We start from the raw sequence: 22,401 nt of genomic DNA, 5'->3' as shown, positions 1-22,401 counted from the left end.
TCGACTAAAGCCGTGACAGAATGTAACGGCCATCACAGCGATACCGCAAGGGATTTGCCCAAAATGTCCAAAGATTCCGAAACTCAGCACCGCCTGGGCCCGCAACGAAACCCTGCAATCGACGACGCAGTACTGGACGCGACCAGGCAACTGTTGGAAGAAAAGGGGTACGCGGGCACGTCCATCGACGCCATAGCCACGCGTGCGGGAGTAGGACGTCCAGCCATCTACCGTCGGTGGCCGTCGAAGGCACACATCGTCAACGACGCGATCTATCCCGTACTCGACGTCGAACAGGGCGCGGACATCGACACCGAACTCGGCACCGAGGGCACGATCACGGATCAGATCCGCGCGCTGGTGCACGGCGCGGTTGCTCTGTTCGCAGCTCCCGCCACGCGAGCCGCTGCTCCCGGATTGATGAGCGAAGTGCGAACAAACGCGGAATTACGCGACGTTCTCGTGGTGCGGCAACTGGCCGGAGTCCGCGTCGAGCTGAACCGTCGACTCGAGGCGGCGAGAGAGCGCGGCGACATCCGAAGCGGCGTCGACGCCGACGCTCTTCTCGACATCATGGCTGGCGCGGCCATCTTTGCGATGTCGGTTCGCGACGTCTCGGACCCGGGACCGTTTGCCGATTCTCTTGCCGACATAGTGCTGAACGGCATACTCCCCGACGACAACTAGGCGCCAACCCCGCCGACTATCCTGTGGGCATGACCGAGCCTGTAGCGACCGCTGACCTTGCCGACGAGATCGGACCCGACATCCGTAGCTGCGACACGCAGTTCACCCAGTTCGGTGGACGTGAAGTCTTTGCCGGCCCCATCACCACCATCAAGTGCTTCCAGGACAACCTGCTCGTTAAGCAGACCCTCAGCGAACCCGGCAACGGCGGAGTCCTCGTCGTCGACGGTGACGCGAGCATCCACACCGCGCTGGTCGGCGACATCATTGCCGGCCGCGGCGTCGACAACGGCTGGGCAGGCGTCATCGTCAACGGAGCCGTCCGCGACTCCGCGATCCTGCGCACCCTCGACATCGGCGTCAAGGCTTTGGGCACCAACCCGCGCAAGAGCACGCAAACCGGTTCGGGCGAGAAGAACGTGCCGATCGAAATCGGCGGAGTCACCTTCAACCCCGGCGAGATCGTTTACAGCGACCAGGACGGCGTCGTCGTTCGCGAAAGCTAGTCAGAAGTCGCGGGATCAGGCGGGGGCTTCCACTTTGGCGGCCATCCCGCCGATCTCGACGACATCGCCGTCACGAAGCTGACGGCCACGGCGATCCTCGACCTCACCGTTGACCGAAACCATGCCGTCGGCGATCACTTCCTTGGCCTCCGCGCCCGATTCGATGAGGTTCGCGAGCTTGAGAAACTGACCGAGCCGAATCATTTCGTCGCGGATGGGTACTGCTGGAATGTTGTCGGTCATGTCAATCATCTTCCTCCTCCCACAAAACTGGACACGACAGACCACACTTAGCGTGAGGATCTGATCGACCGGTAGGAGAGGAAGCTCGATGGCACCATTGACCGAGGTATCGGACACCACTGCAGAGTTGGTGGAATCGCCACCCGAAAATCCGCGCCAGGCGCGTCGATTCCGCAAAGGGCGGTTCAGCCAGGTTCCCCATATCTCGGGACTGATCCTCGGAGTCTTCTCCGTACTGGTGTTCCTGTGGAGCATCTCGCCGGTACTGCGGCACATCCTCCGCGTCCCACGCGAATACATCGACAGCTACTACTTCGACGCACCGGATACGAGCCTGTCGTGGGCGCTCGTCGTCGCCCTGCTCGCCGCCGCCCTCGCGAGCCGCAAGCGCATCGCCTGGTGGCTGCTGACGATCTACCTGTCACTGATCACCCTCACCAACATCGCCTCCGCGATCGTCGACAAGAACCCGAACAACGCCGTGGCCGTTGTCGTTTTGCTTGTCGTGATCGGAATCCTCATCGCGGCGAGGCCCGAGTTCTACACACGCGTACGGCGCGGCGCCGGCTGGAAAGCACTCGGCGTGCTGATCGGCGGCATGGCTGTAGCGACCGTGATCGGTTGGGGCCTTGTCGAACTCTTCCCAGGTGACCTACCGCAGAACCAGCGATTCCTGTGGGCCCTGAACCGCGTCACCGCGGCGGCTTCGGTCGACAACGAGGTGTTCGACGGCCACCCGCGCGTCTTCGTCAACACGGTCCTCGGTCTGCTCGGCGCCATCGCGCTCCTCGCCGCCGTCATGACGCTCTTCCGCGCGCAACGCTCCAACAACGCCCTCACCGGAAACGACGAGTCCGCGATCCGCGGGTTGATCCAGAACTTCGGTGCCGACGACTCTCTCGCTTACTTCGCCACCCGCCGCGACAAGGCGGTCATCTTCGCGCCGAGCGGCAAGGCCGCGATCACGTACCGCGTCGAGATCGGCGTCTGCCTCGCCAGTGGTGATCCCATCGGTGATCCCGAAGCGTGGCCGCACGCCATCGAAGCGTGGCAGGGGCTCGCGTCGCAGTACGGCTGGGCGACGGCCGTCATGGGCGCCAGCGAAACCGGGGCGACGGCATACAAGAAGGCGGGCCTGAGCGTCCTGCAGCTCGGCGACGAAGCGATCCTGCGCACCCGCGAGTTCAATCTCAACGGACGCGACATGCGCCCGGTGCGCCAGGCGGTCACCCGCGTGAGGCGTCACGGCGTCACCGTCCGGATGCGACGCCATCGCGACATCCCGCCCGAGGACATGGCAGCCGTCATCATCCGCGCCGACGACTGGCGCGACACCGACACCGAGCGCGGCTTCTCCATGGCGCTCGGCCGACTGGGCGATCACCTCGACGGCGATTGCCTCCTCGTCGAAGCCGTCATGGGTGAAGGCACCGAGGACGAAAGCGTCGTCGGCATGCTCTCGCTCGTGCCGTGGGGACCGAACGGTGTTTCGCTCGACCTGATGCGCCGTAAGCCGACGGCGCCCAACGGTGTCGTCGAATTGATGGTCTCGGAGTTGGCCACACGTTCGGACGAGATCGGCGTCGTGCGAGTTTCGCTCAACTTCGCCGTGTTCCGCTCGGTGTTCGAGGAAGGTTCGCGCATCGGCGCGGGCCCGATCCTCCGCATCTGGCGCTCGGTGCTCGTCTTCTTCTCCCGCTGGTGGCAGCTCGAAGCGCTGTACCGCTCGAACGTGAAATACCAGCCGGATTGGGCGCCGCGCTTCCTCTGCTTCGAGGACAACCGCGAACTGCCGCGCGTCGGATTCGCGTCGGCCATCGCCGAAGGCTTTGTGGTTCTGCCCAGTTTCGGGCGCAAGTCCAGCCAGGTCGTCAAGCACACGGGCACGCATGCGGCGGTGCCGGCAGCTCTGGTGACTTCCGAAGGACTGCATGCCGACGGCAGCCCGCCGGACTCGGCGCCGACGTTCACGACCAACGGTCCGCGTCGACCCGAGCAGGTCCGCGTGCGCATGAACAAGCTCGCGCAACTGGCCGACGAAGGGATCGCCGCGTACCCCGTCGCCTATCCGCCGACCCACACGATTGCCGCCGCAGCGAAGTCACCGGAGGGCACCCGCGTGCGAATCGCGGGACGCCTCCTGCGGGTCCGCGACTACGGCGGAGTGGTGTTCACGGACGTGCGCGACTGGTCCGGCGACATCCAGGTTCTGGTCGACCAGGACAACGTCGGCCGCGAGAAGTTGGCGGAGTTCGCTGCCGAGTTCGATCTCGGTGACCTGATCGAAGTCAGCGGAACCATCGGGCGCAGCCGCAAGGGCGAGCTGTCGCTCATCGCCGTCGAGTGGCGCATGAACGGCAAGTGCCTGCACCCGCTGCCGGACAAGTGGAAGGGCCTCTCGGATCCCGAGACCCGCGTCCGCCAGCGGTACCTCGACATCGCCCTCAACCCGAAGGCCCGCGAACTGCTCGAGGCCCGAAGCGCCGTCGTGAAGTCGCTGCGCGATTCACTCGGTGGTCGCGGATACCTCGAAGTCGAGACCCCGATTCTGCAGCAGGTGCATGGCGGCGCGAATGCCGCTCCGTTCCTGACACACATCAACGCGTACAACCTCGACCTCTATCTCCGCATCGCACCCGAGCTGTACCTGAAGCGGTTGTGCGTCGCCGGTATGGAGAAGGTGTTCGAGATCGGCCGCGTGTTCCGCAACGAGGGCGTCGACTTCAAACACAATCCCGAGTTCACGATCCTCGAGGCATACGAAGCCCACAGCGACTACGAGGGCATGATGCGGATGTGCCGCGAGCTGATCCAGGCGGCGGCCGTCGCAGCATTCGGTCGCGAGATCATCATGCGTCCCGGCCCGGACGGCGAACTGGTCGAGGTCGACATCTCCGGTGAGTGGCCGGTGAAGACGATGCACGGCGCCGTCGCCGAAAAACTTGGTGTCGACGTCTCCCCCGAGACAAGTCTCGAAGACCTGCAGAAGTTGTGCGACGCCAACGAGATCCCGTACCAGTCCAGCTGGGATACCGGCGCCATCGCGCAGGAAATGTACGAGCATCTGGTCGAGGACTACACGGAGTTTCCGACGTTCTACACCAACTTCCCCACCTCGATGTCGCCGCTCACCCGGCCGCACCGCAGCATCCCCGGCGTCGCCGAGAAGTGGGACCTGGTGGCGTGGGGCGTCGAACTCGGAACCGCGTACAGCGAGCTGACCGACCCTGTGGATCAGCGCAACCGGCTCACCGAGCAGTCGATGCTCGCGGCCGGCGGTGATCCAGAAGCGATGGAATTGGACGAAGACTTCCTCCAAGCCCTCGAACACGCGATGCCGCCGACGGGTGGTCTCGGGATGGGCGTCGACCGAATCGTCATGCTGATCACGGGTGGCAGCATCCGCGAGACGCTGGCCTTCCCCCTCGCGAAACCGCGTCAGTAGTCCGGATTCTCGCGTGCCGGAATTGTTCCACGTGAAACCACCGGGCGAGATCTTGCAGGTCGGCGAGAGCCGACTGCATGTTCTTGCCGAGGGCGACGGCCCCGTCGTCGTCCTGTGCGGTGGGCTGGCGGGCAATTGGTTCGACTGGGATGACTGCGCGCGTCATCTTCAGTCGGACCACACCGTCGTCCGCTTCGATCGCCCGGGCTTCGGGCTCAGCGAGCCTACTTCCGAAGTTCCGACCGTCCGCGGCGAAGCTGAGCGGATCCGCGACGTGCTCGACATTCTGGGACTGAGTGGTCCGGCCGTGGTGGTCGGCCACTCCATCGCCGGCTTCTACGTCGAAGGCTTCGCGCGCCTGTTCCCCGATCGGGCGGCGGGGATGCTGCTCCTCGATTCCAGTGCCGAGAAAGAACCGAAACGTCTTTTCCCCCGCGACCTGCTGCTGATCGCCTCCCGAGCCGCCGCGGCCTCGTTCAGCACCACCGGGCTCCAACGACTCCTCGGCACGACGACGCGCAAGATCCTCAACCAGTCCGTGCCGCCGAGCGGGTCGTCCGAAGCCACTCTCGAATGGGTCCGGAAGATCTACCGCGAGCCTCATTATCTGGAAGCGGCGATGATCGAATACGTCGCGTACACCGATATGGCGCTGGAGCTCACCGCTTTACGACGCTCGAGCAAGCATCCACTGCCCGACATCGACCTCAGCGTCGTCGCCGCACACACTGGCCACACCACTCCCTGGTCCATCGCCTGGATGGCAAAGCAGCAGAAACTCGCCACCTACCTCGGCGGGAGTTTTCACGTCCTGCGCCCGGCGCATCACCACGCGATGATCGATCAGCCCGAGGAGTTGGCGAACTTGATTCGGCGCCTCACGCAGCCGAACCGTCGGGGATGACACTTAAAGTTACAACTCGGACAGTAGCCGGATCATTGCTAGTCTCGGACAGCTTCTGCTTTCTACGACAGGCTGACCATGGACCGTTCGACACGTCGGGTGCGCTCGTGCCTGATTTTCGTGGCGATCCTCGTTGTCGCCCTGGCGGGCATCGCCGCCCGTCCGCCCGGTTTTCTGTCGACCTTCTGGCCCGCCAACGCGATCCTTCTGGGCATTCTCCTCCGTAACCCGCGCTCGTTTGCGCCGATCGGACTCGCTGTCGGCGGCGCAGCGCTGCTGACGGCGGATCTTGCGACCGGAAGCCCCGTGCAGAGGGCCTTCGAACTGAATGCGATCAATCTGGTCGGCGTCACGACAGGATTGATCGCCGCGAACTTGCTCGGCTGCTTTCCGCGGCGAATCTCCGAGACGAAGTACACGGCCAGAATCTTCCTCATCTCGGTTCTGGCGTCGTTCACGGCCGGGTCCGCCAGCGCACTACGCACTCAACTCCACGAAGGAAGCGGTGCGGCAACGGAATTGGTGGGGTGGTTCTTCGCCGACCTGTGTACGTATCTGATCGTGCTGCCGATCGTTCTGTCGGCACCGACGCTCGAACACATTCGAAGAACCTGCGGGCCGTCCGTGCGGCAGAGTCTGCGCTTGAGGCGGCTCGCACAGATCCTGGCACCTCTGGCCGCTCTCCTGGCCTGTCTGCCACTCGCCCTGGAGGTCCAGGGAGCCCTTGCGCTGCTGCTGCCGATGCCGGCGCTCCTGTGGTGCGCAATGCGTGTCTCACTGTTCAGCACTTCGCTCCTGGCAGCCGGATGGAGCGCGTGGGCACTGGTCATGGCGGGTAAGGGACGCCTGGCACTGGCAGATCCGGTGCACCTACTCAGTGAGGGGGTGACCACCCGGATCTCCGTCATCTTGATGGCACTCTCCCCCATCGCCGTAGCCGTCGCCACTGGCGCACAGCGGCGCGCTGAGCGAGAACTCCAACGCATCGCCGAATGCGACGCCCTCACCGGAACGCTGAGTCGCCACGCGTTCTGGACCCAATCGCAGGAACTCCTCGACGCCCAGCACGCGGCGCAACGACCGATCGCCGTCATGATGCTCGATCTCGACCACTTCAAATCGATCAACGACAACCTCGGCCACCTCACCGGCGATTCGGTCCTCGAACAGTTCGGAAACACCCTCCTCGCCGCTACCGAAGGGCTGGCACTCTCCGGCCGACTGGGTGGTGAAGAATTTGCCGTCGCCGCCGCCGACTGCACCTTCGAGGAAGCCATCCAGCTCGCGGAGCGCATCAGAGAGGCGCAAGAGGCCCACGCGCGATCCATTCGCGGTTTCGCGGGAACGGTCAGTATCGGCGTCGCCTGGGCCGATCGCGCGATGCCGGGCATGGAGACTCTGCTCGATATCGCCGACAACGCGATGTACCAGGCAAAACGCGACGGCCGAAACCTCGTGGTGGCGTTCGATCTCTACATGGCAAGGTGACGTAGGTGCAACTACTCCTGATCCGACACGCGCTCCCCGAACTGGCCGAGGTCACCGAAGGCCGCGCAGATCCCTCGCTGACCGACGAAGGTCGTGCCCAGGCACTACGGCTGCCCGCAGCACTGGCGCCGTACCGGATCACCGGACTCTTCAGCAGCCCGCAGAAGCGCGCACTCGAGACCGCAGCCCCGGTAGCGCAGATATTGGGCCTTCCGGTCACCCAGCGCGAGGGTCTGGCGGAATACGACTACGAGCAGCCGCACTACATCCCGATGCACGAGGTCCTGGAGCGGGCGCCGGAAACCTATGCGCGCATCAAAGCGGGCTGGCTCCCCGAGTCGGTGGACGGCGACGCCTTTCGTGCGCGAGTCCTCGGTGCGATCGACGAGATAGTCGCGGCAACGGACAACGACGCCACCGTGGCGATCTTCTGCCACGGCGGCGTCGTCAACATCGTTCTGCAGGAACTGCTCGGACTGGAGCGCCCGTTGACCTTCCCGATCGAGTACGTGTCCGTCACGCGCATTCTCGTGTCGCGAAACGGAAGCCGCAGGGTCGGGTCGATCAACGAAACCGGTCACGTACGCAACATGCTTCGCGTGTAGTCACACGTGGTGGCACGCCACCTGATGGCCGCCCTCGACGAGACGCAGCTCGGGAACTTCCTCGGCGCAGAGATCAGTAGCCAGCGGGCACCGCGTGCGGAAGCGGCAGCCACTGGGCGGATTGAGCGGCGACGGCAGTTCGATGACCTTCTGCTCGACGTTCTGCGCCGCGGTGACGGTGGCGTCGGGATCGGGAATCGACGCCAGCAGTAGCTGCGTGTACGGGTGCAGCGCGCGGTTCTGCATGTCTTCTGCGGGAACGATTTCGCAGACGCGGCCCAAGTACATGATCATCACGCGGTCGCTGATGTTCTTCACTACGGCCATGTTGTGTGCGATGAACAGCAGCGACAGCCCGTGACGCTTCTTCGCGTCCTCGAGCAGGTTCAGAATCTGCGCCTGCACGGAGACGTCGAGACTCGAGACCGGCTCGTCACAGATCAGGACCTTGGGGTCGAGCATCAATGCGCGGGCGATGCACACGCGCTGGCACTGACCACCCGAGAGTTCGCGTGGGGTTCGATCCCACACCATGTCCGGGTCCAGCCCGACCTCGGCAAGAACCTCGCGCGCCCGAGCTTCGATGGCAGCCTTGTCTTTTCCACCCCAGATCGACGGACCCTCGGTGATGAGAGCCTTGACCTTGCGACGGGGATTCAGGGAGGAGATGGGATCCTGAAAGATCATCTGCAGCTGAGTGCGGCTGCGACGCAATTCTTCCGCGCCCAGTGCCGTCATTTCCGTCTCTCCGAGGCGGATCGAGCCCGACGTCGGTGAGGGCAACTGCATGATCGCCCGGCCCGCCGTGGACTTGCCACAGCCGGATTCACCGACCACGCCCAAGGTTTCGCCCGGAGCGACGGTGAAACTGATTCCGGACACGGCGTGAACGGTCTGGCCCTTGCCGACGTTGAATTCGACGACCAAGTCCTCGACCGTCAGGGCCGCGTCCACCGTCTCGGGCTTCCTGGTATCGGTTGCTGCAGTCATCAGACCATCTCCTTCACCGCGAGCGTCAGGCCCGCTGCGGTAGTGCCGGCCTTCTCGTTGGCGACCAATGCCGTTGTGCCTTCAGGGGTGTCGACCGGGTAGTGGCACGCGAACGTGTGGCTTTCGGTTGTGTTGTCCCCCGGGCCGCCGGGAGCCAGGGCCGGGTCGCCGGTCAGGCAGTCGTCCTGGGCGTACCGGCAGCGAGCGGCGAAGCGGCAACCGGTGATCGGCTTCGTCATGTCCGGGAGCACACCCGGAATTGTTTGCAGCACTGTGTGCGTCGGTGATTCGAGTCGCGGAATCGCAGCCATCAACGCTTCGGTGTACGGGTGGCGAGGACGAGTGAACAACTCTTCGGTCGCCGACGTTTCCACGACGGAACCGGCGTACATGACAGCGACGCGATCCGATCGACCCGAGACCACACCGAGGTCGTGGCTGATCAGGATGACGGCCATGTTGAGCTTGTCGTTGAGTGAGGCGAGCAGATCGAGAATCTGCTTCTGCACCGTCACGTCGAGAGCGGTGGTCGGCTCGTCCGCGATCAGCAGTTTCGGCTCGCAGGCCAGGGCCATCGCGATGACCACGCGCTGTCGCATACCGCCCGAAAGTTCGTGGGGGTACTGGTCGAGCCGACGCTTGGGCTCGGGGATACCCACCATCGACAAGAGTTCCGCTGCGCGATCGCGGGCCGCGTCCTTCTTCAGACCCAGGTGGAACTTCAAGGATTCGGTGATGTGGGTACCGATGCGCTTGAACGGATTGAGCGAGGTCATCGGATCCTGGAAGACCATGGCGATCTCGGGTCCCCAGAAGTGCTTCATCTCCGACTTCTTCATCGTCGACATGTCGCGGCCGGCAAACGTCACCGTCCCGCTGATGTCGAGAGCCGGACCCTTCTGGAGCAGTCCCATGATGGTGCGCCCGAGAACCGACTTGCCGGAACCGGATTCACCCACGATGCCGAGAGTTTCGCCGGCGGAGACGTGGATCGAGACACCGTCGACTGCTCGCAACTGGCCACGGGGAGTGGCGAATACGGTTCTGATGTTGTCCGCCTGCAGCAGCGGAACGCCGTGCTGAGCTGAAGTGGTCACAGCTTACTCCGATACTTCTCGCCGATGAGGTTGAAGGAGAACACCGTCAGGAAGAGGAAGACGCCTGGTACCAGGACGATGAACGGATGCTTCTCCACGATCCCGCCCTGACCTTCCGCAATCATGTTGCCCCAGGTCGGATCAGGTTGTGCGATACCGAGTCCGAGGAAGCTCAGTGATGCTTCCGCGACGATCAGGCCGGAGACGGCCACCAGGCCGAGCGCGGCGACGGGAACGAGGACGTTGGGAACCAGCTCGCGCCAGATGACGCGCCATTTGGTGGCGCCCATGGCTCTCGCGGCAAGCACGAATTCGCGTTGGGCTACGACGATGGTGTTTGCCCTGGCGATTCGAACCATGCTGGGAATGCAGAGAATCGACAGTGCGAGGGTGATGTTGCGCAGGTTCGACGTGAGCACCGCGGCCAGTGCGATGAGCAGCACCAGAGAAGGAATGGCCAGCAGCGAGTTGGTCAGGATTCCGACCACGGCGTCGACCTTGCCACGGAAATAGCCGGCCATGACGCCGATGGTGCCACCGATGATCATGCCGATCAGCACGGCGCAGATGGCGACAGTCAAGGAGGCGCGAGCACCGAACAGGGCGCGGGCAAGCAGGTCGAGACCGAAGTTGTTGGTACCCAACGGATGATCGGAGAGCAGGCTCGGCGATGCGAAGCCCGGCTCGGCCAAGGTCTTGACCGTGTCCTTGTACTCACCGAGCGGCAGCAGCGGCGCGAAGATCGCGGCCAGGATCAGCGCGACCAGCCAGATGCACGCCAACCAGTACGAGAGATCGAACTGACTGCCCCACTTGGACGTACCGAGTTTGCCGAGCCCCTTGAAGAGGAAAACCAGGGCAACGAGCGCGAGCACGATGCGGACGGTCATCATGATCGCTGAACCGAAGAGTGCGGTGCCGAGCAGCGCAACGCCGACCACTGTGAGAATCGATCCGATCAGGACCAGATTCTTGGGCTGTTCCAGCGTCTCGACGGGACCGGGAGCCAGCAGGACTGTCTGCTGCCGGTATGTCATCACCTCGGACGGGGCCGGCGACGGGGCCGCTCCGTCTGGCGTCACTTCAGACATGGACACGACGACTCCTCGGGTCAAGATAGGTGTACAGAACATCGATCGCACTGTTGACGAGGACGTAGATGACCGCGATCACGACCACCGCGCCCAGCAGCATCGGCGAATCACCCTGCTGCGCTGCGCGGACGATGAGCGTGCCCATTCCGGGCAACGAGAAGAGCGTCTCGACGATCACGGTGCTGCCGATCATGCCGCCGAGAGCCAGACCCATCATCGTGATGAGCGAGAACGACGACGGGCGAAGCGCGTCGCTGAAAAGCACTCGCAGCGTGGGCATTCCCTTGGCCTTCGACGCGAGGATGTAATCCTCACGGAGCGTCGTCACCAGGTCGGATCGGAGAACGCGAGTGAACATCGCCATCTCGAGGAGGCTGATGGTGATCGCGGGAAGTATTGCGTGTGAGAGGTTTCCGGACAGGCTGTCGCCGATGCGCACCCACTGTGATCGCGGGAACCAGCCGAGCCAGTTGACGGTGACCATGATCAGCAACAGACCGGCGAGGAAGCTCGGGACGGAAAGAACACCGAATGTCGCGGCGCTGATGACGCGGTCGATGACGCCGCCTTCGTGGTGCGCCGACCAGAGTGCGAGCGGAACTGCGACGACCAGTGCGATGACCAGACCCATCACTGCCAACTGAACGCTGACGGGGAGAGCGGAACTGATCGCGGTGAGGACGTCCTGCTGCGGGGGAACGAGCGAGTTGCCGAGGTCGCCCTGGAGAGCGCTGGTCAGCCAGTCCCAATAGCGAACCAGGAGTGGATCGTTGAGTCCGAGCTGCTGCCGAACTTCCTCGTACTCGGCAGGCGTTCGGCCTTCACCGAGAACGGAGACAGCGGGATCGCCGGGGATCAGTGATGCCAGCACGAAGGTTCCGAAGCTGACGATCAGGATCACAATGACGAGCTGGCCCAATTTCTTACCTATTGCGCCGATGTTCATCGATTTCGTCTCCTTCGGACAGCGAGCTCGCAATACACAGCAGTTCCTCTGATTTCATTTCTTCGTTCGCAGCCGGCCCCGATCCGCTGCAATACGGGCGCGGGGCCGGCTGTGAACTTCAGGCTCTCTAGGACTTCCAAGCTCCGTCGAAGAGCACGATTCCGTCGAGGCTCTGCTCGAGTCCGTGAACGTTCTGGTTCCACACGTCGAGTGCGGCGACGTTGCCCCACACCTGCCACGGGACGGTCTCGTTGGCGCGTTCCTGGATCTGTGCCAGGACTGCCTTCTTGTCCTCGTCGGTGGTTGCGACGCCCAACTTGTCCAGGAGAGCATCCATTTCGGCGTCGGAGTAGCCGGTCGCGTTGTTACGGCCACCGGACTTGATGCCCGTGTACAGACGCTCGTAGGGATCGGCCTCGGCGAGGCTCAGTGCTGCGGTGCTCATGTCGTAGTCGTGATCGGCGTACATCCGCTTGACCAGATCACCTGCACCGGTGACGTATTCGATCTGAGCGTCGAAGCCGACTGCGTTGAGCATCGCCTGGATGGCCAGAGCCGTTGCCTGTGCGGACGGTTCCTGGATGGAGAGGAAGGTGATCTTTCCGTCGTAGCCGTCGGCCTTGGCCTGATCGAGCAGTTCCTTCGCCTTGGCGGGATCGACGCCGATCGGTGCGACGTCGTTGTGCCAGCGCGAGGTGTCCTGGAAGATCTCCTGGCCGGGCAGTCCCTTGCCGTTGTTGACGCGGGTGTTGAGCGTCTCCGGATCGACGGCCAGCGCCATCGCCTGGCGGACACGGACATCCGAGCCCGGGCGGCCCGGGGCCATGTTCACGTTGGCGATGTAACCGAGCGACGGGATGTCGACGAAGCCGGGGTAACCCGACTCGATCAGATCCAGGATCGGGGTGAGCGTACGCATGTACGCGGCGTCGATGCCGCCCGTCTTGAGTGCTTCGGCGGTGGGCTGAGCGCCGACGATGCTGATCAGCTTGAGCTTGTCGATGTTCGGTGCGCCGTCGTAGTAGTCGGGGCGAGCAGCCAACAGCAGTTCCTCGTTGGGAGCGAACTTCTCGAGGGTGAAGGCGCCGGCGCCGATCGGGGTGAACTGGTCACCCTGCTGGGCGCTCGGGGCGACGATCATGCCGGGTCCGGTGGCGAGCATCGACTGGATGCCTGTCCACGGATCAACGAGGTTGAAGACTACGGTCGTCGCGTCGGGGGTGTCGATCGAGGCAACCTTGGAAGCCCACAGGCTCGACTGAGGTCCCTTGTTGGTGACGTAGCGGTTGATGCTGTCGGCGACGGCCTTCGAGTCGAGAGCTGTGCCATCGCTGAACTTCACACCGTCGCGGAGCTTCAGCGTCCAGGTCTTGCTGTCCGAACTCGCTTCGAGCGACTGAGCGAGCTTGGGCTCGAACTTCTGCCCGATGGGGTCGTAACGCATGAGCACGTCGTAGATGGCGCTGAGCTCGCTGCCTCCGGTGGCGCCGGCAACCTGAGCCTTCGCGGGATCGAGAGTCGTGACCGCCGAGTAGCCGCTGAACGTCAGCGTGCCGCCTTTGGTGGGAGTGCCGGGATCGGCCTGCTCGTTGACCATGCCAATCTTCAGCGAGGAACCGGAATCAGCGGATTCGCCGCCGCCATTGCTCGAGCCGTCGTCGGCGCACGACGCCAGGAACATACTTGCGGTGATCGCCAGCGCAGCCGCAGCCAATCTGCGACTTCCGCGGCGGGAACTACGACTCATTCGAATGCCTCCAAGGCGGGGTAAGACCGTGACGTGATGTTGAACACGAAACAGTCTGTGATGGGAGGCACAGAAAATTGGATCGAGTCTCGCTCAGTGGAATCGGTTAAGTTGCAGGCCTCAACAGTCAGGTAAACCGACCCTGGCCAGCGGTTACCTTCGTGGACAGCAGACCAGCCGGTCTAGTCCCGGTCGAGCGTCGCTTCCTCGAGATCGAGCTCGCGAAGTACCTTCCGGAGGACCTCGTCGTCGATCCGGCCGGCATCGCGTTCGGCGATGAAGACGCCTCGCTCGGCATCGATCATCTCGAGGCGCAGCGAGCGGAAGGCGTTCGACGGGCTCTCCCCCAGATCCTCGTCGCTGCGTCCCAGTCGCTCCCACGCCGAGTTCGCGCGGTGGGTGTTCCAGCTTCGCAAGATGTCCGCGGCACGATTGCGGACCTGAGGGACGTCGTCGGCGTCGGCTCCGACCAATTCGTCCAGCCGCGCCGCAGCGGCCCGTGCAGCCTTGTCCTGAGCGGCCGCCTCGGCGCGAGCGTCGGACTGCTCTTCGTCCCCCTGCACGCCGAGGACACGGATCACCCACGGCAACGTCAGGCCGTGCAGCAACAGCGTGCCGACCACGACGACAAACGTCAGGAACAGGATCAGCGACCGCCCCGGGAAGTCCTCACCACTGTTGACCGTCAGCGGAATGGCGAAGGCAGCTGCCAGCGACACGACCCCTCGCATACCGGCCCACGACACGACGAACACCGCCCGCGCCGAAATCTCCGGCTCCCTCGCTCGAATACGCGGCGACAGCCAGCGCGGTACGTACGTGAACGGGAACACCCAGGCGATTCGGACCACCACGACGGTCACGAGAACGGCAACCGACGCCCAGACGACGATCGAAGTGCTGTACCCCTGCAATCCGTTGACGACGCTGGGCAATTGGAGACCGATCAACAGGAAGACGAACGACTCCAGGATCAGGTCGACGGCCCTCCACACTGCCGTGTCCTGCAAACGCGTCGCATAACTCGCACGGGTGGAGCGCTGGCCGAGGAACAATCCGGCTACGACGACCGCGATGACGCCCGACGCGTGGACCTCTTCCGCAGCCAGGTAGGTGAAGAACGGCACCACCAATCCGATTCCGCTCTCCATCACCGGATCCTGGAGCTTGCCGCGAACCTTCGAGATGACGAACCCCACCGCGAGGCCGATCACCGTTCCACCGACCGCCGCGACGAGGAAGGTCTCGAAGCCGCCGATCAGCGTCGCACCCGTACCGACGGCAGCCGCGAGAGCGACCTTGTACGCCGTCAGAGCGGTGGCGTCGTTGAGCAGGCTCTCCCCGCCCAGCAGGGTCATGATCCGGCGCGGCAGGCCGAGCTTGCGTCCGATTGCGCTCGCGGACACCGCGTCCGGCGGCGCCACGATGGCGCCGAGAACCAGAGCAGCCGCTATCGAGAACTCCGGCACGATCAGGTAGGCGACAAAGCCCACCGCAGCCGTCGTCGCCAGCGGAAGCCCCACCGCGAGAAATCCGATCGGACGCAGATTCGAGCGCAAAGCCAGGTATGAACTGTCCAGTGCTGCCGAGTACAGAAGTGGAGGCAACACGACGAACAGGACGAGGTCGGGATCGAGTTCCAATTCCGGAACACCCGGTATCTGACAGGCGATCAAACCGACCAGGACGAGGATCAGCGGCGAAGACAGCCCGAACCTTCGCGCGACCGCCGCCACCAGCAACGCCGCTACTACAACCCCCAGTAATATGCCGTTCACCCTGGCAGCATGCAGTATGGAAGGCGATGAAGAAAATCCTGAAGCGAGCAGCAGCTCGCACACAGCAGCCCGCACCCGCTCCCACCGGTTGCGAGGAACTAACCAACGCGCCCGAAACGGACCCGGCGGCGCTGACGCCCGGCGTCTGCCAGGAGTGCGCCGAGTTGGGTGAGGATAACTGGTCTCACCTGCGCATGTGCCTGTCCTGCGGCCACGTCGGATGCTGCGATTCCAGCCCTCATCAGCACGCCACCAACCACTACCGCGAAACCGGGCACCCGGTCATGCGCTCACACGAGCCCGGCGAATCCTGGCGCTGGTGCTACGTCCACGACCTGATGGACTGACCGCGCGCGACTGGCAGTGCACTGCGCATAGTGCCCACCTGTCACGGCGCACAGCCCTCGGTGTTGCGCACATTGCTCAATCCACCGGGTAGCTATTGCTCAATCTGTATGCCGATGATGGACTTTGACGCAGAATCTGCACAACAGATCGACAGGTGCGGCTGGACTTTGCCGCACCGAACGGTTCGGCCTCAGGAAGTCCTGCCAAAGATCACAACCACATCGTCGGCCCCACGATCTGGGGTACAGGCGGTGCGGTGATCGATGTCCACTACTGAAGGCAGGACCGGCCGTGAACAGCCCCAACATCGACCAGAACGCTCCCGAGTCACTGGCGGAGATCGAGAAGCGCGTTCTGTGGTTGTCGACCGCGATGATCCATCACGCCAACCGTGTCCGTCCGAATCCCAGCGGGCTCAAGGTCGGCGGCCATCAGGCCTCGTGCGCGTCGATGGTCTCGATCATGACGTCCCTGTGGTTCGGCCAACTTCGTTCCGGCGACCGGGTTTCCGTCAAGCCGCATGCGGCGCCGGTGCTCCACGGCATCAACTATCTGCTCGGCGAACTCGACGAGTCCTACCTGACGACTCTGCGCGAATTCGGGGGCCTGCAGAGCTACCCGAGTCGATCGAAAGATCCTGATCCGGTGGATTATTCGACCGGTTCGGTGGGTATCGGCGCGACGGCTCCCATCTGGGGCGCCATCGCTCGCCGATACGTCGACGCCTCCCTCGGCGGCGCCGGAACCGGGCGTCAGTACTCCCTGGTCGGTGACGCCGAACTCGACGAGGGCGCGGTGTGGGAAGCAGTTCTCGATCATTCGGTTGCCGAACTGGGTGAGATCGTGTGGATAGTCGACCTCAACCGCCAATCACTCGACCGGGTGGTGCCGAACATCGCGGCAACCCGCCTGGAGCACATGTTCTCGGGTGCCGGCTGGCAGGTCATCACCGTGAAGTTCGGTGCGCTGCTGGAATCACTGTTCACCCGGCCGGGCGGCACCGCGTTGCGCGAACGAATCCTGGACATGCCGAATCCGGAGTACCAGCGCCTGCTGCGATGCACGGCCGACGAGGTACGTCTGAGACTGCCCGGCGACGCGGCGGACGCCGACGCGATCACGGCGCTGATCGACGACCTCGACGACGCCACGGTGCTCGAGGCCATCCGCAATCTCGGTGGCCACGACCTCGACGCTCTGCGAGAGGCGTACGCACAGATCGACGACACCCGTCCCACCGTGATCATCGCGTACACGATCAAGGGTCGGGGTCTGCCGACGCAGGGTCATCCGCAGAACCACTCGTCGCTGCTCACCGCCGAGCAGTTCGAGCACCTGGCGGCGGAACTCGGCATGGATCCGTCGAAGCCCTGGGAACGGTTCGAGACCGACAGCCCGTCCGGCCGCATCTGCGCCGAAACCGCTGGGCGCCTGACTCGCCCGAAGGTGGAGCATCTGGTGCCCCCGGCAGTTCCGAAAGACATCGGCCGTACGCCCTCCGGCACGTCCACCACTCAGGCAGCTCTCGGCCGGGTACTACTCGACCTCAGCCGCGAAGCGCCGGACGCCGCGAAACGTGTTGTCACACTGAGCCCGGACGTCAGTTCCACCACCAACCTCGCAGGCTGGCTGAACAAGGTCGGGGTCTGGTCCCCCGACGAGCGGCACAACTGGTTTGCCGACGACGCCGAAACGATCATGCACTGGCGTGAGAAGCCCACCGGTCAGCACATGGAACTCGGTATCGCCGAGACCAACCTGGTCGGACTGATGGGCGAACTCGGTGCAACCTGGAGTCGTTGGGGCCAGCCACTCTTCCCTATCGGCGTGATGTACGACCCCTTCATCGAGCGGGCTCTCGAACCGTGGTCGTACGGCATCTACGCCGGTGGACAGTCGATCATGGTCGGCACTCCGTCGGGCGTCACCTTGGCCGCCGAAGGTGGTGCGCACCAGTCGATCAAGACCCCGTCCATCGGACTGGAACAGCCGGGTTGCACCAGTTTCGAACCGGCATTCGCCGTCGACGTGGAGTGGACGCTCCTCGACAGCATCGGACGCCTGGGCCGACCAGACGGCAGCTCGTCGTACCTGCGCCTGTCGACCCGTCCGGTCGATCAGGCCCTGGCCGCGGTACCGACCGATCCGGCTGCGCGAGAACGCCGTCGACGTCAGGTGGTGGCCGGCGCGTACACACTGCGGCACAACCCTGATCCGGCCGTCACCCTGGTCGGCATGGGTGCCACTGTCACCGAAACACTGGTCGCAGCCGAAAGACTGGGCGAGCAGGGCATTTCCGCCGACGTCGTCTGCGTGACCAGCCCCGGCTTGCTCTTCGAAGCACTCCAGTCTCGGCGCGGTCTCGCGGACGGTCCGTCGTGGATCCTGGATCAGGTCTTTCCGAGTAGCCGGTCCGCGCCGATGGTGACCGTTCTCGACGGGCACCCGCACACCCTCGCGTTCCTGACGGGAATCAACAACGTTCCGGGTGCTGCGCTCGGAGTGAGCCGGTTCGGTCAGGTCGGTTCGCTCGAGGACGTCTACCGATACCACGGCCTCGACTCCGACAGCATCGTCCGCGCTGCCCTCGATCTCACTTCTTGATCTATCCCACTCTCTGATGCCGAGAAGCGTCCCCGCAGGGACGCTTCTCGGGTCCATTCAGTCATTCAGGTGTCTAGTTCTTCCAGGCCTTGTCGAAGAACATGATTCCGTCCAGGCTCTGCTGAATGCCGTGGACGTTCTGTCCCCACACACCGAGCCACGGGGTGTTGCCGTAAACCTGCCACGGCACAACCTCATTGGCGCGCTCCTGGATCTTGGCGAGCACCTCGATCTTCGAGTCGGTCGACGTCGCGACACCCAATTGATCGAGCAGCGTATCCATCTCGGGGTCGGAGAAGCTCGTGGCGTTGTTCCGTCCACCCGACTTGAGATTGGAGTACAGACGCTCGAAAGGATCGGCTTCCGCGAGGCTGGCGGAACCTGTTGCCATGTCGAAGTCGCGGTCGGCGTACAAACGCTTGACGACGTCGGCAACCGAGTTGACGTACTCGATCTGGAAATCGAATCCGACGGCGTTGGCCATCGACTGCAGTGCGAGAGCCATCGCCTGCGCCGAATTCTCCTGCAGCGTCAGGTATGTGATCTTGCCGTCGTAACCGTCAGCCTTGGCCTCGTCGAGAAGCTGCTTCGCCTTGGCGGTGTCGACGCCGATCGGAGCGACGTCGTTATGCCAGCGGGAGGTGTCCTGGAAGATGACCTGTCCGGGCAGACCCTTGCCCTCGTTGAGTCGGTTGTCGAGTGCGACGGGATCGGTTGCGAGCGCCAATGCCTGACGGATGCGCACGTCGGCACCGGGACGACCGGGTGCCGTGTTGACGAGCGAGAGGTACGACAGCGACGGAATGTCGACGAAGCCCGGGTAGCCGGAGTCGATCAGATCCAGCACGTTCGGTAGCGAACGCATGTATGCGACGTCCGTGCCGCCGCTCTTGAGCGATTCGGTGGTGGACTGCGAACCGACAATGCTGATCAACCGCAGCTTGTCCACGTTCGGGGCACCGTCGAAGTAGTCCTCCCGAGCGTCGAGGATCAATTCCTCGTTGGGAGCGAACTTCTCGAGGGTGAAGGCACCCGCGCCGATCGGGGTGAACTGATCACCTTGCTGGGCGCTCGGCGCGACGATCATGCCGGGGCCGGTGGAGAGCAGTGACTCGATACCGGTCCACGGGTCGACGAGATTGAAGACGACCGTCGACGGATCCGGAGTGTCTACCGACGCGACCTTCGACGCGTACAGACTCGACTGCGGTCCCTTGTTGGTGACGTAGCGATTGAGGCTCGCCGAGACGGCCGCCGAATCCACCGGCGTCCCGTCGCTGAACTTCACACCGTCACGCAGTTCGAGGGTCCACGTCTTGAAGTCGGAACTCGGCTCCATCGACTCTGCGAGCTTCGGAACGAATTCCTTGGACGCCGGGTCGTACCGCAGGAGCGTGTCGTAGATCGCGCCCAACTCCGAACCGGCGACCGAACCGGCAATCTGAGTCTTCGCCGGATCGAGATTGGTGACGGCGGAGTACCCGCTGAACGTGAGGGTGCCGCCCTTGACCGGATCGCCCTCGCCGGACTGCTCGTTGACCGGGCCGATGGACAATCCCGAACCGGAGTCCGGTGCGTCGCCGCTCCCACCCCCGTTCCCGCTGTCAGCGCACGACGAGACGAACAGGCCGGCGGAGACTGCCAGCGCGACGGCGGCAACCTTGCGGTGACCGCGCCGAGAACTGCGACTCATTCAAAACCTCCAGGTCAGAAACTGTGATGTGAAGCATTGTCGAGACAGTTTGTGACTTAAGGCACAGGTATTAGTCGCAGGTCCCGCTCAGTGGAATGAAGCGCGACGATTCGTCAGTTTCGAGCGACATTCGCAGGTCAGACCCTTAGCGAAGGTCAGGAATTCATTCTGATTCAGGCGCCTTTCAACGGATGAATCGCCGGAGCGCCGTCGAGAAGTGGTCCGGCGGCGGCCAGCGCGGCCTGTAGATGCGGGGACTGCATGTGAGCGTCCAACTCCTCCTGCCCGCGCCAAGTTTCGATCGTGACGAACGTGCCGGGCGCAGCCGCTGACTCGAACAACTCGTACGACACACAGCCGTCCTCGGACCGACTCGCCTCCGCGAGAGTTGTCAGAGCCGATCGGACGTCGTCCTCGGAACCGGACTTGGCCGGGATGGTTGCAACTACACGAAGCTCGCTCATCGGATACCTTTCGCAGAGGGGAAGTCAGCTAGAGACACACGCCACAAACGTACACACGAAAAGGGCAACCAATGGGGCTACTCAAGGACGTCACCGGCTGGCGACGCGGAACGAAGTTGCAGCGTCGACTGCGCGATCTCACCGGCACGCTGGTGGTGATCACCGGTGCGGGCAGCGGCATCGGGCGTGAAACGGCCCTCGCCTTCGCTGCCCAGGGAGCTATCGTCGTGGTCTCCGACATCAATCTCGAAAGCGCGCAGGACACTGCGGCACTTGTAAACATCCCTTCGCAAGCGGGCGGCGCCGAAGCAGTGTTCGGTGGCGGTGCCCACGCCTATCAGGTGGACGTGTCCGACGAACAGGCCGTGATTCGGTTCGCGGAGACGGTCGCGGCACATCACGGCGTACCGGACATCGTCGTCAACAACGCCGGAATCGGGTTCTCCGGGACATTCGCCGACACCGAGCAGCGCCAGTTCGAGCGCGTCATGGACATCAACTTCTGGGGAGTTGTCTACGGCTGCCGGGCATTCACCCCGATGATGATCGACCGGGGAACAGGAGGGCACGTCGTCAACCTGTCCTCGGCCGCCGCGTACACACCACAGAAGGCCCTCACCGCGTATTCGACAAGCAAAGCAGCGGTATTCATGCTCTCGGATTGCCTACGGGCAGAGCTGCTTCCACACGGCATCGGCGTCAGCACCATCTGTCCCGGCCTCGTTCACACGAACATCCTCAAGACCACCGAGTTCGCCGGGACGACCGCCGAGGAGCAGCTCGAGAACCAGACCAAGGTCGACAACTTCTACCGCAAGCGGAACTTCACTCCTGATCGAGTGGCCAGTGCCATCGTGAAAGCAGTTCGCACGAACAAGGCCGTCGTACCCGTGACCGTCGAAGCCAAGCTCGGACGCACCATCAGCCGGTTGTCTCCCGGGTCGATGCGCGTCGGAGCTCGGTTCGAGATCTAGGTCAGCTTCCGAAACTCAGGCTGCCCGTGAAACCCTGCTGCACATCGGCTTCCGAGCGGGGAAGAACCTCGTATGTGCTGGCGTACTGGCCACTGAAACCGGTGACGGTGATCGGGCGTCCCACTGCAATGACGTCGACGTCGATTCCGGTCTGGGTGTTGACGAAGATGACGGTGTTTCCCTCGGCACCCGAGACCAGGATCTTGTGACCGTACGGCAGATCGTCGACGACGGGTCCGCTCACGATTCCGGACACCGTCACGAGACGACCTTCGCTACCCTCACCGATCGCATTGAGGGGCAGTCGCGCCGGGCTGATCTGGGAGGTCGTGCCGATTACCTCGACGGCAGTCGGGCGGACGACGAGCAGGCCTTCCTGATCCGCGAGGACTCCGGTGACCTGAACCTGATCGCCGAGAGCAATCCCGGAGTTGTTCGGATCGCTGATGTAGATGCCCGAATTTCCGCTCTGGAGACCAAAGCCCTTGTCGTAGAAGCTGGATTCGAAGACTCCCGACGGCGTAGTCGCGGTTCCCACGACGGTGACCGTCGTTCCGATGGCCTGCGCACGGGCTGCCGCGATGGAGTCCGCGGACACCTCACCGACGACTGCCGCCGGCTCCGCCGTTGCCGCAGTACCGACAAACATCGTGGCCGCGGCCGCAACTGCCAGTGCTGTCACACCCCGGCGCAGGACCGGACTCGCAAGAACGCTGTCTCGAAACATGTTTGAGGACTCCCCTGTGATTTCGTGGCCGCGCAGGTCCTCCTGATGGAGTCCGCCTTCG

The 22,401-nt window shown here is 63.7% G+C and carries 19 protein-coding genes; 9 read left to right on the top strand and 10 right to left on the bottom strand.

The annotated features are described in order from the left end of the window. Window positions 1–63 precede the first annotated feature (63 nt). Together EHW12_RS00330 and rraA are read left to right on the top strand one after the other, a co-directional pair. Window positions 64–687 (top strand): TetR/AcrR family transcriptional regulator, encoded by a 624-nt coding sequence (locus EHW12_RS00330; protein WP_042453334.1) that lies wholly within the window; start codon window positions 64–66, stop codon window positions 685–687. A 29-nt stretch (window positions 688–716) separates the two neighbouring features. Continuing rightward, entirely contained in the window at window positions 717–1,193 is a 477-nt protein-coding gene (gene rraA, locus EHW12_RS00325; RefSeq protein ID WP_003943552.1) for a ribonuclease E activity regulator RraA, read from the top strand. 15 nt (window positions 1,194–1,208) lie between these two features. Here the strand turns inward: rraA and EHW12_RS00320 are convergent, their stop codons facing one another. After that, entirely contained in the window at window positions 1,209–1,436 is a 228-nt protein-coding gene (locus EHW12_RS00320) for an RNA-binding S4 domain-containing protein (RefSeq protein ID WP_003943569.1), read from the bottom strand. Window positions 1,437–1,524: 88 nt separating this feature from the next. Between EHW12_RS00320 and lysX the strand changes: the two genes are divergently transcribed. The 4 genes from lysX to EHW12_RS00300 all read left to right on the top strand — a co-directional run bounded on the left by lysX (window position 1,525) and on the right by EHW12_RS00300 (window position 7,878). After that, on the top strand, window positions 1,525–4,881 hold the full coding sequence (lysX, locus tag EHW12_RS00315; protein WP_003943575.1) for a bifunctional lysylphosphatidylglycerol synthetase/lysine--tRNA ligase LysX: 3,357 nt from the start codon (window positions 1,525–1,527) through the stop codon (window positions 4,879–4,881). Window positions 4,882–4,894: 13 nt separating this feature from the next. Beyond that, a complete protein-coding gene (locus EHW12_RS00310; protein WP_003943576.1) occupies window positions 4,895–5,785 on the top strand; it encodes an alpha/beta hydrolase in 891 nt (296 codons plus the stop codon). A 78-nt stretch (window positions 5,786–5,863) separates the two neighbouring features. Continuing rightward, complete coding sequence (locus EHW12_RS00305; RefSeq protein WP_125050148.1) at window positions 5,864–7,273, top strand: sensor domain-containing diguanylate cyclase; 1,410 nt, start codon at window positions 5,864–5,866, stop codon at window positions 7,271–7,273. A 5-nt stretch (window positions 7,274–7,278) separates the two neighbouring features. Beyond that, the gene (locus EHW12_RS00300; protein WP_003943544.1) at window positions 7,279–7,878 is read left to right on the top strand and encodes a histidine phosphatase family protein; all 600 of its coding nucleotides are present in this window, start codon (window positions 7,279–7,281) and stop codon (window positions 7,876–7,878) included. Here the strand turns inward: EHW12_RS00300 and EHW12_RS00295 are convergent, their stop codons facing one another. The 6 genes from EHW12_RS00295 to EHW12_RS00270 all read right to left on the bottom strand — a co-directional run bounded on the left by EHW12_RS00295 (window position 7,879) and on the right by EHW12_RS00270 (window position 15,530). Continuing rightward, window positions 7,879–8,868, bottom strand: coding sequence for an oligopeptide/dipeptide ABC transporter ATP-binding protein (locus EHW12_RS00295; RefSeq protein ID WP_064442916.1), 990 nt, complete (start codon window positions 8,866–8,868; stop codon window positions 7,879–7,881). Then, complete coding sequence (locus EHW12_RS00290; RefSeq protein WP_125050147.1) at window positions 8,868–9,965, bottom strand: ABC transporter ATP-binding protein; 1,098 nt, start codon at window positions 9,963–9,965, stop codon at window positions 8,868–8,870. Before EHW12_RS00290 ends, EHW12_RS00295 begins: the two co-directional genes overlap by 1 nt. Then, window positions 9,962–11,056 carry an ABC transporter permease gene (locus EHW12_RS00285; protein ID WP_007735813.1) on the bottom strand — a complete coding sequence of 365 codons (1,095 nt, stop codon included), beginning with the start codon at window positions 11,054–11,056 and terminating at the stop codon, window positions 9,962–9,964. The genes EHW12_RS00290 and EHW12_RS00285 overlap by 4 nt, the downstream gene beginning before the upstream one ends. Further along, complete coding sequence (locus EHW12_RS00280; protein ID WP_003943571.1) at window positions 11,049–12,005, bottom strand: ABC transporter permease; 957 nt, start codon at window positions 12,003–12,005, stop codon at window positions 11,049–11,051. The genes EHW12_RS00285 and EHW12_RS00280 overlap by 8 nt, the downstream gene beginning before the upstream one ends. A 127-nt stretch (window positions 12,006–12,132) precedes the next feature. After that, window positions 12,133–13,752: an ABC transporter substrate-binding protein gene (locus EHW12_RS00275; RefSeq protein ID WP_125050146.1), complete on the bottom strand. Its 1,620-nt coding sequence runs from the start codon at window positions 13,750–13,752 to the stop codon at window positions 12,133–12,135. Window positions 13,753–13,934: 182 nt separating this feature from the next. After that, window positions 13,935–15,530: a Na+/H+ antiporter gene (locus EHW12_RS00270; protein ID WP_030536674.1), complete on the bottom strand. Its 1,596-nt coding sequence runs from the start codon at window positions 15,528–15,530 to the stop codon at window positions 13,935–13,937. Window positions 15,531–15,556: 26 nt separating this feature from the next. Here EHW12_RS00270 and EHW12_RS00265 point away from each other — a divergent pair, with 26 nt between their 5' ends. Then, on the top strand, window positions 15,557–15,877 hold the full coding sequence (locus tag EHW12_RS00265) for a UBP-type zinc finger domain-containing protein (protein WP_003943615.1): 321 nt from the start codon (window positions 15,557–15,559) through the stop codon (window positions 15,875–15,877). A gap of 292 nt (window positions 15,878–16,169) precedes the next feature. Next, entirely contained in the window at window positions 16,170–18,482 is a 2,313-nt protein-coding gene (locus tag EHW12_RS00260) for a pyruvate dehydrogenase (protein ID WP_075831717.1), read from the top strand. Window positions 18,483–18,555: 73 nt separating this feature from the next. Here EHW12_RS00260 and EHW12_RS00255 read toward each other — a convergent pair whose 3' ends face one another. Together EHW12_RS00255 and EHW12_RS00250 are read right to left on the bottom strand one after the other, a co-directional pair. Next, window positions 18,556–20,175 (bottom strand): ABC transporter substrate-binding protein, encoded by a 1,620-nt coding sequence (locus EHW12_RS00255; RefSeq protein WP_042453342.1) that lies wholly within the window; start codon window positions 20,173–20,175, stop codon window positions 18,556–18,558. 173 nt (window positions 20,176–20,348) lie between these two features. Next, complete coding sequence (locus EHW12_RS00250) at window positions 20,349–20,639, bottom strand: putative quinol monooxygenase (protein ID WP_003943546.1); 291 nt, start codon at window positions 20,637–20,639, stop codon at window positions 20,349–20,351. Between the two features lie 71 nt (window positions 20,640–20,710). Here EHW12_RS00250 and EHW12_RS00245 point away from each other — a divergent pair, with 71 nt between their 5' ends. Further along, the gene (locus EHW12_RS00245; RefSeq protein ID WP_003943614.1) at window positions 20,711–21,613 is read left to right on the top strand and encodes an SDR family NAD(P)-dependent oxidoreductase; all 903 of its coding nucleotides are present in this window, start codon (window positions 20,711–20,713) and stop codon (window positions 21,611–21,613) included. Between the two features lies 1 nt (window position 21,614). Here EHW12_RS00245 and EHW12_RS00240 read toward each other — a convergent pair whose 3' ends face one another. Further along, a complete protein-coding gene (locus tag EHW12_RS00240; protein ID WP_125050145.1) occupies window positions 21,615–22,340 on the bottom strand; it encodes a hypothetical protein in 726 nt (241 codons plus the stop codon). Window positions 22,341–22,401 lie beyond the last annotated feature (61 nt).

It is taken from the genome of Rhodococcus sp. NJ-530 (assembly GCF_003860625.1).
Lineage (GTDB): Bacteria > Actinomycetota > Actinomycetes > Mycobacteriales > Mycobacteriaceae > Rhodococcus_F > Rhodococcus_F qingshengii.
Note: the sequence above shows the minus strand (reverse complement) of the source record. Positions and strands in the feature narration are given on the sequence as shown.

What these genes read in the sequence shown, in the direction of transcription:
- EHW12_RS00330 (WP_042453334.1), top strand. Translation starts at nt 64, where the DNA reads ATGTCCAAAGATTCCGAAACTCAGCACCGCCTGGGCCCGCAACGAAAC.
- rraA (WP_003943552.1), top strand. Translation starts at nt 717, where the DNA reads ATGACCGAGCCTGTAGCGACCGCTGACCTTGCCGACGAGATCGGACCC.
- EHW12_RS00320 (WP_003943569.1), bottom strand. Translation starts at nt 1,436, where the DNA reads ATGACCGACAACATTCCAGCAGTACCCATCCGCGACGAAATGATTCGG.
- lysX (WP_003943575.1), top strand. Translation starts at nt 1,525, where the DNA reads ATGGCACCATTGACCGAGGTATCGGACACCACTGCAGAGTTGGTGGAA.
- EHW12_RS00305 (WP_125050148.1), top strand. Translation starts at nt 5,864, where the DNA reads ATGGACCGTTCGACACGTCGGGTGCGCTCGTGCCTGATTTTCGTGGCG.
- EHW12_RS00295 (WP_064442916.1), bottom strand. Translation starts at nt 8,868, where the DNA reads ATGACTGCAGCAACCGATACCAGGAAGCCCGAGACGGTGGACGCGGCC.
- EHW12_RS00285 (WP_007735813.1), bottom strand. Translation starts at nt 11,056, where the DNA reads ATGTCTGAAGTGACGCCAGACGGAGCGGCCCCGTCGCCGGCCCCGTCC.
- EHW12_RS00280 (WP_003943571.1), bottom strand. Translation starts at nt 12,005, where the DNA reads ATGAACATCGGCGCAATAGGTAAGAAATTGGGCCAGCTCGTCATTGTG.
- EHW12_RS00275 (WP_125050146.1), bottom strand. Translation starts at nt 13,752, where the DNA reads ATGAGTCGTAGTTCCCGCCGCGGAAGTCGCAGATTGGCTGCGGCTGCG.
- EHW12_RS00265 (WP_003943615.1), top strand. Translation starts at nt 15,557, where the DNA reads ATGAAGAAAATCCTGAAGCGAGCAGCAGCTCGCACACAGCAGCCCGCA.
- EHW12_RS00255 (WP_042453342.1), bottom strand. Translation starts at nt 20,175, where the DNA reads ATGAGTCGCAGTTCTCGGCGCGGTCACCGCAAGGTTGCCGCCGTCGCG.
- EHW12_RS00250 (WP_003943546.1), bottom strand. Translation starts at nt 20,639, where the DNA reads ATGAGCGAGCTTCGTGTAGTTGCAACCATCCCGGCCAAGTCCGGTTCC.
- EHW12_RS00245 (WP_003943614.1), top strand. Translation starts at nt 20,711, where the DNA reads ATGGGGCTACTCAAGGACGTCACCGGCTGGCGACGCGGAACGAAGTTG.
- EHW12_RS00240 (WP_125050145.1), bottom strand. Translation starts at nt 22,340, where the DNA reads ATGTTTCGAGACAGCGTTCTTGCGAGTCCGGTCCTGCGCCGGGGTGTG.